Raw genomic sequence first — 15,172 nt, 5'->3', positions numbered from 1 at the left:
CGCGGATGAAGCTGTTACTTGAAGTCCGCTTCGAGGAAGCCGGCCTTCTTGACGATGCGGTCGATCTCGACCAGCGTCGTGAGCAGCTCCTTCATGCGTCCCAGCGGTACCGCGTTCGGGCCGTCCGACATGGCCTTGGACGGATCCGGATGGGTTTCCATGAACAGGCCGGCGATGCCGGCGGCAACCGCCGCGCGCGACAGCACCGGGATGTGCTCGCGCTGGCCGCCCGACGAGGTGCCCTGGCCGCCCGGCAGCTGCACCGAGTGGGTCGCATCGAACACCACCGGGCAGTTCGATTCGCGCATGATGGCCAGGCTCCGCATGTCCGAGACCAGGTTGTTGTACCCAAACGAGGCGCCGCGCTCGCAGGCCATGAAGTTATCTTCAGGCAGGCCCGCTTCGCGTGCGGCGGCGCGTGCCTTGTCGATCACGTTCTTCATGTCGCCCGGGGCCAGGAACTGGCCCTTCTTGATGTTCACCGGTTTGCCCGAACGCGCGCAGGCGTTGATGAAATCGGTCTGGCGGCACAGGAAGGCCGGGGTCTGCAGCACGTCGACGACGCTCGCGACATGCGGGATCATCTCTTCGTCGTGCACGTCGGTCAGCACCGGCACGCCGATCTCGCGGCGCACGTCGGCCAGGATCTCCAGGCCTTTGTCGATGCCGGGGCCCCGGAACGAGGCGCCCGACGAGCGGTTGGCCTTGTCGAAGGACGATTTGTAGATGAAGGGGATGCCCAGGCTGCTTGCGATTTCCTTGAGCGTGCCGGCGGTGTCCATCGCCATCTGGCGCGATTCGATCACGCAGGTACCGGCGATCAGGAAGATTGGCTTGTCGAGACCGACGTCGAATCCGGCGAGTTTCATGCTGCGTCTCCTTGCAGTGCAGGCGCACTGGTTTGAACATTGGCGGCGACGTTGGTGTTGGCCGCCTGGTGCGCCAGCGCGGCGCGGATGAAGGACGTGAACAGCGGGTGGCCGTTACGCGGGGTCGACTTGAACTCGGGGTGGAACTGCACGCCCATGTACCACGGGTGCGCGTTGTCGCCTTCGCGCGGCAGTTCCATGATCTCGAGCAGGTCTTCGTTCGGGGTGCGCGCCGACACGATCAGGCCCGCCGCTTCCACCTTCGGCAGGTAGTAGTTGTTGCCTTCGTAGCGGTGACGGTGGCGCTCGGTGACGACGTTGCCGTAGATCTCGGCGGCCAGCGTGCCCGGATTCACCGCGCAGGTCTGCGCGCCCAGGCGCATGGTGCCGCCCAGGTCGGAATTCTCGTCGCGGCGCTCGACCTTGCCGTCGTGGTTCTGCCACTCGTTGATCAGGGCGACGACCGGCTGGTCGGTGTCCTGGTCGAACTCGGTGGAGTTCGCGTTCGGGAAGCCGGCCATGTGGCGCGCGTATTCGATCAGCGCGACCTGCATGCCCAGGCAGATGCCCAGGTAAGGGATCTTGTTTTCACGGGCGTAGCGGGCAGCCATGATCTTGCCTTCCACGCCGCGCTTGCCGAAGCCGCCCGGGACCAGGATGGCGTCGTACTTGGCCAGGTGCTCGCAGCCCTTGCTTTCGATTTCTTCCGAATCGAGGTATTCGATGTTGACGCGGCTTTCGGTATGGATGCCGGCGTGGCGCAGCGCCTCGGTCAGCGACTTGTACGATTCGATCAGGTCGACGTACTTGCCCACCATGCCGATGGTGACTTCGTGCTTCGGATTCTCGAGCGTGTGAATCAGCTTGGTCCACACCGACAGGTCGGCTTTCGGCGCTTCCAGGCCGAGGGCTTCGAGGATGATGTCGTCCAGGCCCTGGTCGTGCAGGACCTGCGGCACCTTGTAGATGGTGTCCACGTCCCAGACCGAAATCACGGCCTGCTCTTCGACGTTGGCGAACAGCGAGATCTTGGCGCGCTCGTCGTCCGGGATGCGGCGGTCGGCGCGGCACAGCAGTGCGTTCGGCGAAATGCCGATCTCGCGCAGCTTCTGCACCGAGTGCTGGGTAGGCTTGGTCTTGAGCTCGCCAGCGGAGGCGATCCACGGCACCAGCGTCAGGTGGACAAAAGCGGCGCCCTTGCGGCCCGAACGCAGCGACAGCTGGCGCGCGGCTTCCAGGAACGGCAGCGACTCGATGTCGCCGACGGTGCCGCCGATTTCGACCAGCGCCACGTCCACGCCTTCGGCGCCGCGGCGGATGTAATCCTGGATCTCGTTGGTGATGTGCGGGATCACCTGCACGGTCTTGCCTAGGTATTCGCCACGGCGTTCCTTGCGGATCACGGATTCGTAGATCTGGCCGGTGGTGAAATTGTTCACCTTCTTCATGCGGGTGCTGATGAAGCGCTCGTAGTGGCCCAGGTCCAGGTCGGTCTCGGCGCCGTCGTCGGTGACGAAGACTTCGCCGTGCTGGGTTGGACTCATGGTGCCCGGATCCACGTTGATATACGGGTCGAGCTTGAGCATGGTGACTTTGAGGCCGCGCGATTCGAGGATCGCGGCGAGAGAGGCGGCCGCAATCCCTTTGCCCAGGGAAGACACGACGCCGCCAGTGACGAATACAAATTTGGTCATTGTGCTGAAGGTGCCGAACGGCACACGCGGGAAATAGAAATTATACCTTAAAAGGCGCAAATACTTCTGGCCACCATGCCTGCTTGAGTCCAACATAGTTTATGTATAGCAACTTTGCTATGCCCGCAGCCGGCGCCTGCGCGAAGCGGCGGCGGCACGTGAAGAACAGGAAAATACGGAAACCTGAGCGTCCGCCGTTGTCAATCGGCTCCTCCGCGCAGCCGTGGAGGCCGGCGACGCGGTCGGCCAGGTCATCGCGACCATGGGCTCGATCAACGATTCCTCGCGCAAGATCGTCGACAACATCGGCGTCATCGACGGCATCGCCTTCCAGACCAATATCCTGGCGCTTTTTTGTGGGCTGTTGGTACCGCCTCCCGAGCCCCGCCGAGGCAGCCGGCGCGACCTTTCGTGTTCCGGATGCGCCCGCCTCGATACGGCAGTACTATTCGCAGCGCGTTGCGAGTGCAACGCGCTTCCGATCGACTCGACCGTATGAATATGACCACATCCCGCCGTCCCCGCCTTCTTCCTCGCCTCGCCCTGCTTGCCCTGCTGCTGCCCGCCGCCGGCACGCCCGCCTCTGCCGGCATCCTGGACGAAGTGCCGGACATCGGCGCGGTGACCGACTACCGCCCCAAGATCCCGCTGCGCGTGTACTCGGCCGACAAGGTGTTGATCGGCGAATTCGGCGCCGAGCGGCGCGACTTCGTGCCGATCGCGAAGATCCCTTCCTTGATGAAGGCGGCCGTGCTGTCCATCGAGGACGCGCGCTTCTACGAGCACGGCGGCATCGACTGGATCCGCGCGCTGGGCGCGGCCAAGGCCAACCTGGCCAGCCTGGGCGGGGGCTACCGCCAGGGCGGCTCGACCATCACCATGCAGGTGGCGCGCAACTTCTTCCTGTCGCGCGACAAGACCCTCCCGCGCAAACTGACCGAAGCCGCCCTCGCCTACAAGATCGAGCAGGCGCTGAGCAAGGACCAGATCCTCGAGGTCTACATGAACCAGATCTACCTGGGCCAGCGCTCCTACGGCTTTTCGAGCGCGGCGCGCACCTATTTCGGCAAGCCGCTCGATGCCTTGAGCCTGGCCGAGACCGCGATGCTGGCCGGGCTGCCGCAAAATCCCTCGCGCCACAACCCGGTCGCCAACCCGGAACGTGCGCAGCAGCGCCAGCACACCGTGCTGCGGCGCATGTTCGAGCTGAAGCACATCACCGAAGCGCAATACCGGCGCGCCCTGGCCGAGCCGCTGAGCGTGCGGCAGGACGGCGGCGGCCCCGGCGCAGGGGCGGAGTATGTCGCGGAAATCGCGCGCCAGGCCGCCTATGCCCGTTTCGGCCAGGCGGCGTACGAGCGCGGCTACAGCGTCACGACGACCATCATCGCGGCGGAGCAAAGCGCGGCCTATGAGGCCGTGCGGCGCAATGCCATCGCCTACGACAGGCGGCACGGGTATCGCGGTCCCGAAGCGCGGGTGGCGCTCCCCGCCGGAAGCGAAGGCCGCGAGGAAGCCGTCGCCACGGCCCTGCAAGGCCGTCCCACGATCGCGGGCTTCGCGCCGGCCGTGGTGCTGGCCGCCTCGCCCAGGCGCGTGCGCGTGGCTACCCGCGACGGCGACACCATCGAGATCACCGGTGCAGGCCTGGCCTTCGCCGCCCCTGCCCTGTCGGCCGGCGCGAAGGCGCCGCTGCGCCTGGCGCCGGGCGCCATCGTGCGCATCAGCGGCGCCGGCAAGGGAACATGGTCGATCAGCCAGGTGCCGCAGGTCGCCTCGGCCTTCGTGGCACTCGACGCCCAGACGGGCGCCTACCGCGCGCTGGTCGGCGGCTTCGACTACCAGCTGCAAAAGCTCAACCACGTCACCCAGGCCTGGCGCCAGCCTGGGTCGAGCATCAAGCCTTTCGTTTATTCGGCAGGGCTGGAACAGGGCTTCTTCCCCGGCACGGCCATCCTCGACGAGCCGCTCGACCTGTCGAGCGACAAGGCCTACGCCAACTGGTCGCCGCGCAACGACGATGGTTTGTACCAGGGGATGATCACGGTGCGCCATGCGCTCACGCATTCGCGCAACGTGGCCACGGTGCGCATGCTGCGCTCGCTCGACATGAGCGACACGCGCAGCCACCTGGCCCGCTTCGGCTTCGACATGGCCCGCCATCCATCGAACCTGACCCTGGCCCTCGGCACGGGGGCGGTGACGCCGGTGCAGCTGGCCGGCGCTTATGCCGTGATCGCCAACGGCGGCTATCGCGTCGAACCGCTCCTGATCACCACGATCCAGGACCGCGACGGCAAGGTGGTATTCGAGGCGCCACGGCCGCGCCCGCGCCAGGACGGCGCGCGCGTGCTCGATGCCCGCAACGCCTTCCTGGCCGACAGCATGCTGCGCGACGTGGCGCGCGTCGGCACCGGCGCGCAGGCCTCGCGCCAGCTCCAGCGCAGCGACCTCGCCGGCAAGACCGGCACCACCAGCAATGCCATCGACGGCTGGTTTGCCGGCTATGGCGGCAACGTCGTCGCCGTCGCCTGGATGGGCTACGACGAACCGCGCTCGCTGGGCGGCCGCGAGTTCGGCTCCACGCTGGCGCTGCCGGTCTGGATCGATTACATGCGCGTGGCGCTGGCCAAGGTGCCGGAGCGCGCGCCGGTAGCGCCCGAAGGCGTGGTGCGTGCGGGGGACGACTGGATGTATGCGGAGTTTGCCGGGCAGGAGCAGTCGGTCGAGGAGACGAGCGCAGCGCCGGTGGCCGAGCCATCGACCTGAGCGAAGGCGGAGGGGGAAGACTTGCGGCCAGTGGTAGCATGCACCGGCGGCGGGCTTCGTTGCCCGCCCTGCCAACCCGCGTAATTTTCCCGGTTGCGCCTCGCGGCGATTCCTGAACCTCAGTTGGCCACCACGTGCCAGACACCCTTCATCTTGTCCCCCTTGCGCTCGCCCGGCTTGGCATCCTTCGCAAACAGGTAGAGCGGCTTGCCCTTGTAGCCCAGCTGTTTGCTGCCGTCGTCGCGCGTGACGATGAAGTACGGTGATTCGATCCGCTCCACCGTGAGCGGCACCGGCGGCCACATCTTCGCGCACTGGTCATTGCAGCTGCTCTTGCCGGAGCCGGCAATATCCTTGTCATAGGTGTAAATGGTCATGCCCGCGCCGTTGACCAGGATGCCATCGGCCACGTTGACGGGCTGCGCGATGGCGTCGCCGGCGGCCAGCAGGAGCGCAGCGCCCAGCGCCGCAAGCAGGGGGTGAATCGCTTTCATGGCAAGCTCCCGGAAAATGAACTGTGCATGTTCAGTATAGGCCAGGATTGAGCGTTTGCGACAACGAGCGCAGCGCATGCAGCGACGGGCTGGTTTCTATAAATATTTTTGCTTCATGCTGGCGATTGCCTGCTCTACCAGCCTGGGCGGCGGGTCGCGCACGTCGAGCGTAATGCTGTCCTGACCCGGCGGCAGCGGCTCCAGGTCGCGCAACTGGCTGTCGAGCAGCGACAGCGGCATGAAGTGGCCGGCGCGTGCAGCCATCCGCTGTGCGATTAGCTCGCGTTCGCCATGCAGGTGGACAAAGCGAACCATGCCGCAGTTACCGCGCAGGTCGTCGCGGTAGATGCGCTTCAGCGCGGAGCATGCTAGCACCACCTCCGCACCCGATTCCCATGCGCGTTCGATCTCCGCCGGCAGCGCCTGCAGCCATCCCTGCCGGTCCGCATCGGTCAGCGGCACGCCGGCCGACATCTTCGCCACGTTCTCAGGCGGATGAAAACGGTCACCTCGATGAAACGTGCTTCAAGCACCTGCGCCAGTTCGTGCCAATAGATGAGCCGGGCGTAGAACCAGGATGCAGGACTGTCATTAATAAGCAGATAGCTTGATGCGTGTCTATAGTTCTCCGTCTTTTTACCGAATTGAAACTGCTATCGTTGACGTTGCTTGCGAGCACGCGCATTGCGTTAAGACTTGATGCCGGCCCGACAGTTGCGCGTGTTAGCAATTTTTTTCAAGCGTTTATTTTCGTGTGCATTTCAGGGAGAAGGGAAATTGGCGATCACAGCAAGCTCCGGCGCGGTCGCCGCAAGAATCGAGGCGCGACGACCGTCATGGGCCGACATGGAAAAGCATTACCCAGCAGTGGACATTGCGACACCTGTCCTGTACGACCAAATGATTGGCGGACGATTTGTCGGCCTCTACAAGACCGCGGCCTATCAGAATACATGTGCTGTTCGTATGTCCTATGCCCTGAATCGCAGCGGACTGAAATTGGGACCGTCACCCAGTGTTGGCGGCAGCATTCAAGGCGCAGACGGCTACCTATATTGGATACGCGTTTCGGATCTGAAGCCGCATCTTGGCAAGCAGTTCAAAGGCGCAGACGAGGAATTGCGTCTTCCCCTTATCCCTCCGACTTTGATGGGAGATATGGGCGCGATGGGGAACCTGTACAAAGAGCGTGTACGAGTTGCCAAGTCCTGGCTTGACTCAAAGCTGATGAACCGAAAGGGGATTGTCGTGTTTGAAGTGTCCGGCTGGGGTGACGCGTCCGGGCACTTCACCCTTTGGAACGGAACTACAAGAAAATTAGCCTACGCGGACACACACGACGATCCAGAAAGCAACTTGTACTATTTTTGGCTGACTAGTCTGAAGGAACGGCCAGACGGGACGAAAATTCTGATCCAGGTCGTGGCGGTGAAGTTCTGGGAGCTTAAATGACAGGAAAATTAGTGATAGCACTGGTGTTGATCGCGTATTCATCGCCTGCACTGTCGACAGACTCCTGCCCCCCTACCAACCTGAATGAAGAATGGTCGGCGAAATGCTTTGCAGGAAAAGGGGATGCCCGACGGGTAAAGCCCAGTTTCATCAAAAACCTTCGAGTGAACCAATATGGCATGACCACGATCCTGATTGCCGCCCCCCGCGAGCTTGTGGCAGTCGACCGGGATGGCAAGCTTGTAATCCCAGGCATTAAGCACACAGGCGACTTCGACTACCCCAGCGTACACCTCGGCATCGGTCGTTTTTATTCCAGTAGCAAAGGTTCAAACAGGAAGCCCGCACCTTGCGGATATTTTGAGACGGGACGCCTCGTGATTATTGCTGCAGCACGCTTCGATCACTGCCAGCCTTTCAAAGACGAGCATGCTTTCGCCTGTACGGATTGCGTGTCGTATTGCAGTGAGCCGGACTGCCAGGACAGTATCCTTGTGGGCGGCCAGGGCACGATGCTGGGAAGGGATGGCAGGATACAAAAAACGTTTGCCCTGCCAACGATGGACACCGTGTGTACGACGCCGGATCTGGTACGCATCACCAAACTCAGTACCGGCGCTGCAATGCTGCAGTGCCTGAAAGGGCCAGACGACCCTTTTAAGGAAATGTGAGCATTACGGAGGATGCAAAGTGGCAGGAGAAATCATACGGCAGGGTGACCGAACGAGCCATGGCGGGACCGTATTGGAAGGATCGCTGGCGGATATCTGTCACGGCAAGCCCATCTCTTACGTGGGGCACAAAGTAATGTGCCCAAAGTGCAAAGGTGTTTTCCCGATCATCGAAGGGGTTCTGACCACAACGTTCTATGGCAAAGGAGTGGCTGTCGCCGGCATGAAGACGGCATGCGGCGCGAGCTTGATAGCCAGCCAGTTCAGCGACATCGTGGAGTTTGGCGGTGGGACTGCGGGCAAGGCGCGTTCAACTAAATCCGACACACCGGCGGCCGAGAAGCCTGCCATAAGCTCCTCTGCTGTTGCTCCAGCGGGTAGCGTTGCCACCGGAGCCAAGTCGATCAAGCGGATCTTCTGGACATACGGCCCTGATGCATTACCGCTTGAAAGAGCTTCGCGATATTACGTGGACCTGAACCTCCACGTTGAAACCGAAAATTACGCGCCAGGCGAGACGGCAGACATTGTCATAAAAAACGATGATGGATCAGAAGTTATTACGGGTAGCCAAACCATTCAACTTCAAGTTGTCGTAGGAGCGGATGGATCAGCCAGGTTGATGAACGTGTTCAAGAACAAGACCCTTGAAATCGGTTTGCTCTTTTGATATTGCCGTGCCTAAGCATCAGCAGAAATCCCGGCTCTGCGACCTCAGCTTCCCCAGCAGATGCGACATGTCCACCAGCCGCTTGGCCACCAGGTGGCGCACCTCGCCCTGCTTCTGCCAGATCCCGTACACGCCCAATAACGGCGCACCCAGCACCTCGCGCCGCTGCTGTTCCACCAGGGCCGGCCAGATGATGACGTTGATGTTCCCGGTCTCGTCTTCCAGCGTCATGAACAGCACGCCCTTGGCCGTGCCGGGGCGCTGGCGCACCGTGACCAGGCCGCAGGCGCGGGCCAGCTGGCCGTCCTGGAAGTCCATCAACGTGGAAGCCGGCAGGAAGCGCTTGGCCAGCAGCTGCTCGCGCAGCAGCGCCAGCGGGTGGCGGCCCAGGGTCAGGCCCTGTGCGCGGTAATCGCCGACGATCTCGTCGGCTTCGGATGGCGCGGCCAGCACCGGCGCTTCTTCGAGTGGCGTGGTCGGGCGCAGCAAATCCTTGTCGGGCACCGCGCCCACCGCCTGCCACAAGGCTTCGCGCCGGTGCCCGGCCAGCGATTGCAGCGCGTTGGCGCCTGCCAGCACCTGCAGATCGCCCCGGTCGAGGTGCGCGCGCCGCGCCAGGTCGGCCACGCTCTCGAAAGGCCGGATCGCACGCGCGTCCTCGATGCGGGCGGCGACGTCCTGCTTCAACCCGCGCTGTAGCGAAAGCCCCAGGCGCACCGCCGGCTGGCGGCTGCGATCTCTGGAATCGAATTCTTCCAATACCGAGTCCCATCCGCTGATGGCGACGTCCGCCGGGCGCACCTCGATGCCGTGGCGGCGCGCGTCCTGCACCAGCTGCGAGGGGCTGTAGAAACCCATCGGCTGGCTGTTGAGCAGCGCGCACAGGAAAGCCGCTGGTTCGTGGCACTTGAGCCAGGAGCTGGCGTAGGCCAGCAGCGCGAAACTGGCCGCGTGCGATTCGGGAAAGCCATACTCGCCGAAGCCCTGGATCTGGCTGAAGATCGCCTCGGCGAATTCGAGCGTATAGCCGCGCTCCAGCATGCCGTGCACGATGCGTTCGTAATACTGTTCGAGCCCGCCCTTGCGCTTCCAGGCCGCCATCGCACGGCGCAGCTGGTCGGCCTCGCCCGGCGTGAAGCCGGCGCCCAGGATCGCGACCTGCATCACCTGTTCCTGGAAGATCGGCACGCCCAGCGTGCGCTCGAGCGCCACTTTCATCTCGGGGCTGGGGTAGACCACCTTCTCGAAACCCTGGCGCCGCCGCAGGTAGGGATGGACCATGCCGCCCTGGATCGGGCCGGGGCGCACCACCGCCACTTCGATCACCAGGTCGTAGAAGCGGCGCGGGCGCATGCGCGGCAGCATGCTCATTTGCGCGCGCGATTCGATCTGGAACACGCCCACGGTGTCGGCCGCGCAGATCATGTCGTAGGTGGCGGTGTCATCGGCCGGGATGTCCTGCATCTCGAACAGGTTGCCGTGGCGCTGCCCGACCAGTTCCAGCCCACGGCGCAGCATCGACAGCATGCCCAGCGCCAGCACGTCGACTTTCATCAGGCCGAGTTCTTCCAGGTCGTTCTTGTCCCACTGGATCACGCTGCGATCGGGCATGGTCGCGTTCTCGATTGGCACCAGGCGCGAGAGCTTGCCGCGCGCGATGACGAAGCCGCCCGGGTGCTGCGACAGGTGGCGCGGGAAGTTCAGCAGCTTGTCGGCCAGCGTCGCCCATTGCTGCGCCAGGCGCGATTCCGGGTCCAGGCCGGCTTCGGCCAGGCGCGCCAGCAAATCCGCGCGGCCGTCGAACCAGTGGTGGGTCTTGGCCACCTTCTCGACGATGGCGAGATCGATGCCGAGCGCGCGCCCGCTGTCGCGCAGCGCGCTTTTCGGGCGGTAGCTGATCACCACCGCCGCCAGCGCGGCCCGGTCGCGCCCGTATTTGTTGTAGATGTACTGGATGACTTCTTCGCGGCGCTGGTGCTCGAAGTCGACGTCGATGTCGGGCGGCTCGTTGCGCTCCTTCGAGATGAAGCGCTCGAACAGCAGGCTGGCGCGGGCCGGGTCGACTTCGGTGATGCCGAGGCAGTAGCACACCGCCGAGTTGGCGGCCGAGCCGCGTCCCTGGCAGAGGATATGCTGCGAGCGGGCGAAGCGCACGATGTCATAGACGGTCAGGAAGTAGTGCTCGTAACGCATCTCGGCGATCAGCGTGAGCTCGTGCTCGATCTGGGCCTGCACCTTGGCCGGGATGCCGTCGCGGAAGCGCCGGTGCGCGCCGATATAGGTTTCCTCGCGCAGGAAGCTGCTGGCGTTATGCCCGGGCGGGACCACTTCGTCCGGGTATTCGTAGCGCAGCTCCTCCAGCGAGAAGGTGCACAGGCGCGCGATGCGCACCGTTTCGTCCAGCGCCTCGCGCGAATGGATGTTCGACAGGCGCAGGCGCGAGCGCAGGTGCTGCTCGGCGTTCTGCGCCAGGCCGTAGCCGCATTCGGTCACCGGCTTTTTCAGGCGGGTGGCGGTGAGCGTGTCCTGCAGGGGCTTGCGCGAGCGCACGTGCATCACCACGTGTCCGAGCGCCGTGATCGGCAGGCCATGCTGCCAGCCCACCTCCTCCACCGTCATGCGGTGCGCCTCGTCGAAGGCGCGGTGCAGCAGCGTGAGGCCCAGCCAGGCACGCCCCGGGAAGGTGGTCGCCATCCATGCGGCCTGCGCGTGCAGGCGGTCGACGTCCTCGGCTTCGTGTCCCGGATACTGGGGCAGCAGGACCGCCAGGCAGTCGGGCAGGTGCTTCAGCTGCGCGTAGGCGGGCGCCGGATCGGCCAGGTCGGCGGGCGTGAGGAAGTAAGTGCCCTTCTCGCTGCGCGTGCGGCCCAACGTGATGAACTCCGCCAGATTGCCGTAGCCGTTGCGGTTCTTCGCCAGCAGCACCAGCGACAGCGCCGGGCTGCCGTCCGCATTCGTCAGGTGGAAGTGGGCGCCGATCACCAGGGGCAGCCCGGCCTTTTTCGCTTCGGCGTGGGCCCGCACCACGCCGGCCAGCGAGCATTCGTCGGTCAGCGCCAGCGCAAAATAATCGAGCTTCACCGCCCGCGCCACCAGTTCTTCCGCATGCGAGGCCCCTTCCAGGAAGGAGAAGTTCGACAGGCAGAACAGCTCTGCATAGGTTGGCAAAGCCTGGGGCGGCGGTGAAAACAGATCGGTCATCGGCATGCGGTCATCGAGCAGGCTACAATGCTGGATAAACTGATAATACTGTATAAAAACACAGTATAACCGAGCCGGCCCCTGCAACAAGGAAAAGTCATGCAAGTGCGCGCATTGAAGTGTTTTGGCGAAGCCCCGGGCGGCGGCAATCCGGCCCTGGTGATCGAGGGCGATGCCGCGGATGAAGCAGCGCGGCGCGCCCTGGCGCAATCGCGCAACACTACCTGCGTCTTCCTCAATGGCGACGTGGTCGATTTTTATTATCCGCACATGCGCAGTCCGCTCTGCCTGCACGCGACGCTGGCGGTGGCCCATGTGCTGTTCGGGCGCCATCCCGATGCACGCACGCTCGCGGTGACGACCGCGATGCGCGGCCAGCACTTGGTGCTGGTGCGTGACGGTGCGGACTATTTCGTGCGCCTGCAGCCGCAGGAAGTCAGGCAGCCGCAGCTCGCGCCCGGCCTGCTGGAGCGCCTGCTGGCGGCGCCCGGCTTCGCGCCGGTGTCGGCGCCGCGCGTTGCCTCGGTCGGCAGTCCCAAGCTGCTGGTCGAGGTGGCGGATGCCGCGATACTCCACGCCCTGCGCCCCGAGCTGGAAGCCATCACCGCCTGGGGCAAGGAGAGTGGCGTGAACGGCATCTATGCCTGGTGCCGCCTGCCCGATGGACGCCACGAGGGCCGCAACTTCAACCATCTCGATCCACGGCTGGAAGACAGCGCCACCGGCGTGGCGGCAGGCGCACTGACCGCCCTGCTCGGACACGGCATCATGCTGCGGCAGGGCCGTGCCACCGGCCAGCCCTGTGTCATCAACACGCGGGTGGAGGACGGCGCGATCCTGGTTGGCGGCCGGGCCGAAGCTGCCACCATTGCCGAAGCGTGGGGCCGACGCTGACTCGCGCCCCGGCCCCTGTCCATACAGGCCAGCCGGTGCTGTCCGCAGGAGGCAAGCTGGTATACACTTCCGCGCACTCTTATCGAGCCACTTCATACCGCGGACATGAAAAAACTACTTGCCTACGCCCTCCCCCTGCTTTTGCTCGGCGCCTCTGCCACCGCGCGCGCCGATGTCGACTACCAGCTGCGCATCACCGACGCGGCCCAGCACCTGGCCGAGGTGCGCGCCAGCTTCCCGGCGACGCCCGGCGCCACGCTGGACGTGCAAATGCCCAACTGGCGCACCGGCCGCTATAACATCCTGAACCTGGCCAATGGCGTGCGCATGTTCAAGGCCTTCAATGCCAAGGGCGAGCCGCTGCCCGTGACCAAGACCGACAAGGGCACCTGGCAGGTGGCGACCAAACCAGGCGACGCGGTCACCGTGCAGTACGAGCTGTATGCCAACACCCTGGGCGAACGCACCCGCCACATCGACGACACCCACGCCTACCTCGATGCCAGCGGCGTATTCGTCTACGCCGCGCCCTTCCGCAAGGAGCCGGTCAAGGTCAAGCTGGACGTGCCGCAGGGCTGGCAGTCGCGCTCGGGCATGGATAGCGGGGCCTGCGGCCACTGCTTCGTTGCACCGAACTACGACGTGCTGATCGACGCACCGATCGAAACCGGCATCCACGAGTTCTACACCGAGAAGGTGGACGGCCGCACCATCGAGCTGGCGCTCTGGGGCCAGGGCAACCACGACGGCAAGCAGATGATGACGGACCTGAAGAAGATCGTCGCGGAGACCGCGAAGCTCTACGGCGGCAAGTATCCGTTCCAGCGCTATTTGTTCATCGTCCACGCCACCGACGGCGCCGGCGGCGCCACCGAGCACGCCAATTCCACCGTCATCCAGAAACCGCGCTGGACCTTCGCGCCGCGCAAGCAATACCTCGACTTCGTGCGCGTCGCGGCGCACGAGTTCTATCACACCTGGAACGTCAAGGCTTACCGTCCGAAAGAGATGGTGCCCTACGATTACCAGAACGAGAACTACAACCGCCTGCTGTGGATCGCCGAAGGCCATACCTCGTACTTCGAAGAGCTGATCGTGCTGCGCGCCGGCCTGGAGAAGCGCGACGAATTCATGGAGGAGTACGCGAAGCTGGTCGACGACTACCAGCACCAGCCGGGCCGCTTCCAGCAAAGCGCGGCCGACGCCAGCTTCGACGAATGGATCGCGGTCGGCGGCGAGCGTGCGCGCAACGCCTCGGTCAACATCTATTCGAAGGGCCAGCTGCTGGCGCTGATGATGGACATCGAACTGCGCCGCCAGACCGGCGGCAAAAAAGGCCTGGAAGACGTGCACCGCATCCTGTTCGACAAGCACTCGACCGCCCAGGGCGGCTATGACATCGCGAACGTGCAGGCTGCGCTGCGCGCGGTGAGCGGCCAGGATTGGAGCGGCTGGTGGAGCCGGTACGTGGACGGTACCGCCGAGATTCCGCTCGAGTCGCTGCTGGCCCAGGTCGGGATGCAGAAGCTCATCGACGTGCCGAAGGATCAGGAGCAAAAAACCGAATGGTGGGCCGGCTGGACCCTGCGCGAAGGCAGCGACTCGGCCGTGGTCACCGTCGTCGAGCGCGACGGCCCGGCATGGAAGGCCGGCGTGGTGGCCGGCGACACCCTGGTGGCGGTGAACGGCCTGCGCGTGTCCGCCAAGGACATCGGCGACAAGATGTCGCTCTCGAAAGGCGGCCAGTTCAAGCTGCACCTGTTCCGCCGCGACGCGCTGCTGCAGATGCCGCTCGCGCCCGTGCTGCAGCCGAAAGGCAAGGCCAAGATCAAGTCCCTGGACAAGGCAACTGCCGCGCAGCAGGCAATGAATGCGGCGTGGCTCGGCGTAGCATGGCCGAAGGAAGAAGTGGCCAAGAAGCCTTGAGGTGCTGGTACCGATATCGGTACTTCGCCACACCCAAAATCGGGGTCAGATACCGTCTTGAATGGGAAGCCCTTTCGACAGGTAATTTGCGTCAAATGGCTTGCCAGTTCGGATCACCCCGTAAATCAGATGAGTCAATTTGTGCATGACAGCGCAAATGACGGCCTTCATCGGCAGGCCAGTTGTCAGCAAGCGGTCTGCAAATTTGTTAAGGATCGGATTGAAGCGGCACGCCACCATGCTGGGCATGAAGAGTGCTGCTCGTAGCGAAGTACTGCCTGTACGGCAAACTACCGACCTTCCTTTGACCGAAGTGCCCGACGTATGGTGCTTCGGTGTCACGCCAAGAAATGCGGCTAGTGCTTTCGCATTTTTGAAGCGTCGGATGTCGCCCAGGTGTCCCAGAATGCGAGCGACCGTAGTCGGACCAATTCCCGGAATGCTGGTAATGAGAGCAGCATCGCGCTTGAGGCCAGGATGCCGGTCGATGTGGTCCTCGATGTCTTTTTCCAGCTTCCTGATTTCGCCATCG

The 15,172-nt window shown here is 64.0% G+C and carries 11 protein-coding genes and 2 pseudogenes; 7 read left to right on the top strand and 6 right to left on the bottom strand.

Going from position 1 to position 15,172, the window contains the following annotated elements; genetic code table 11:
* Positions 1-14 precede the first annotated feature (14 nt).
* Positions 15-869: a 3-deoxy-8-phosphooctulonate synthase gene (kdsA, locus tag AC56LR_RS19780; protein WP_497132912.1), complete on the bottom strand. Its 855-nt coding sequence runs from the start codon at positions 867-869 to the stop codon at positions 15-17.
* Positions 866-2,563, bottom strand: a complete 1,698-nt coding sequence (gene pyrG, locus AC56LR_RS19775) for a CTP synthase (protein WP_497132910.1) — start codon at positions 2,561-2,563, stop codon at positions 866-868. The genes kdsA and pyrG overlap by 4 nt, the downstream gene beginning before the upstream one ends.
* 220 nt (positions 2,564-2,783) lie before the next feature.
* On the opposite strand from pyrG, the pseudogene AC56LR_RS19770 reads away from it, so the two are divergent.
* Both AC56LR_RS19770 and AC56LR_RS19765 read left to right on the top strand, forming a co-directional pair.
* Positions 2,784-2,915: pseudogene (locus AC56LR_RS19770) on the top strand (methyl-accepting chemotaxis protein); the annotation flags it as partial.
* Between the two features lie 149 nt (positions 2,916-3,064).
* Positions 3,065-5,332, top strand: coding sequence for a penicillin-binding protein 1A (locus AC56LR_RS19765; RefSeq protein WP_497132908.1), 2,268 nt, complete (start codon positions 3,065-3,067; stop codon positions 5,330-5,332).
* A gap of 119 nt (positions 5,333-5,451) precedes the next feature.
* Here AC56LR_RS19765 and AC56LR_RS19760 read toward each other — a convergent pair whose 3' ends face one another.
* Entirely contained in the window at positions 5,452-5,826 is a 375-nt protein-coding gene (locus AC56LR_RS19760; RefSeq protein ID WP_497132906.1) for a COG4315 family predicted lipoprotein, read from the bottom strand.
* Between the two features lie 96 nt (positions 5,827-5,922).
* Positions 5,923-6,333, bottom strand: a pseudogene (locus tag AC56LR_RS19755) (gluconokinase); the annotation flags it as partial.
* 192 nt (positions 6,334-6,525) lie between these two features.
* Between AC56LR_RS19755 and AC56LR_RS19750 the strand changes: the two are divergent.
* From AC56LR_RS19750 to AC56LR_RS19740, 3 genes are read left to right on the top strand one after another with little or no spacing between them, the layout of a single operon-like run.
* Positions 6,526-7,278, top strand: coding sequence for a type VI secretion system amidase effector protein Tae4 (locus AC56LR_RS19750; RefSeq protein ID WP_497132904.1), 753 nt, complete (start codon positions 6,526-6,528; stop codon positions 7,276-7,278).
* On the top strand, positions 7,275-7,949 hold the full coding sequence (locus AC56LR_RS19745; RefSeq protein ID WP_497132902.1) for a hypothetical protein: 675 nt from the start codon (positions 7,275-7,277) through the stop codon (positions 7,947-7,949). Before AC56LR_RS19750 ends, AC56LR_RS19745 begins: the two co-directional genes overlap by 4 nt.
* A gap of 19 nt (positions 7,950-7,968) precedes the next feature.
* The gene (locus AC56LR_RS19740; protein ID WP_497132901.1) at positions 7,969-8,619 is read left to right on the top strand and encodes a PAAR domain-containing protein; all 651 of its coding nucleotides are present in this window, start codon (positions 7,969-7,971) and stop codon (positions 8,617-8,619) included.
* Between the two features lie 18 nt (positions 8,620-8,637).
* On the opposite strand, the gene AC56LR_RS19735 is transcribed toward AC56LR_RS19740, so the two are convergent.
* On the bottom strand, positions 8,638-11,820 hold the full coding sequence (locus tag AC56LR_RS19735) for an error-prone DNA polymerase (RefSeq protein WP_497132960.1): 3,183 nt from the start codon (positions 11,818-11,820) through the stop codon (positions 8,638-8,640).
* 99 nt (positions 11,821-11,919) lie between these two features.
* On the opposite strand from AC56LR_RS19735, the gene AC56LR_RS19730 reads away from it, so the two are divergent.
* Positions 11,920-12,714, top strand: a complete 795-nt coding sequence (locus AC56LR_RS19730; protein WP_497132899.1) for a PhzF family phenazine biosynthesis protein — start codon at positions 11,920-11,922, stop codon at positions 12,712-12,714.
* Positions 12,715-12,819: 105 nt separating this feature from the next.
* Complete coding sequence (locus AC56LR_RS19725) at positions 12,820-14,640, top strand: M61 family metallopeptidase (protein WP_497132897.1); 1,821 nt, start codon at positions 12,820-12,822, stop codon at positions 14,638-14,640.
* 45 nt (positions 14,641-14,685) lie between these two features.
* On the opposite strand, the gene AC56LR_RS19720 is transcribed toward AC56LR_RS19725, so the two are convergent.
* A partial coding sequence (locus AC56LR_RS19720; RefSeq protein ID WP_497132895.1) for a transposase occupies positions 14,686-15,172 on the bottom strand: 487 nt, incomplete at its 5' end.

This window comes from Telluria sp. ZT3P39, assembly GCF_059685935.1.
The sequence above is the reverse complement of the archived record's forward strand: the minus strand, read 5'-3'. Positions and strand labels throughout refer to the sequence as shown.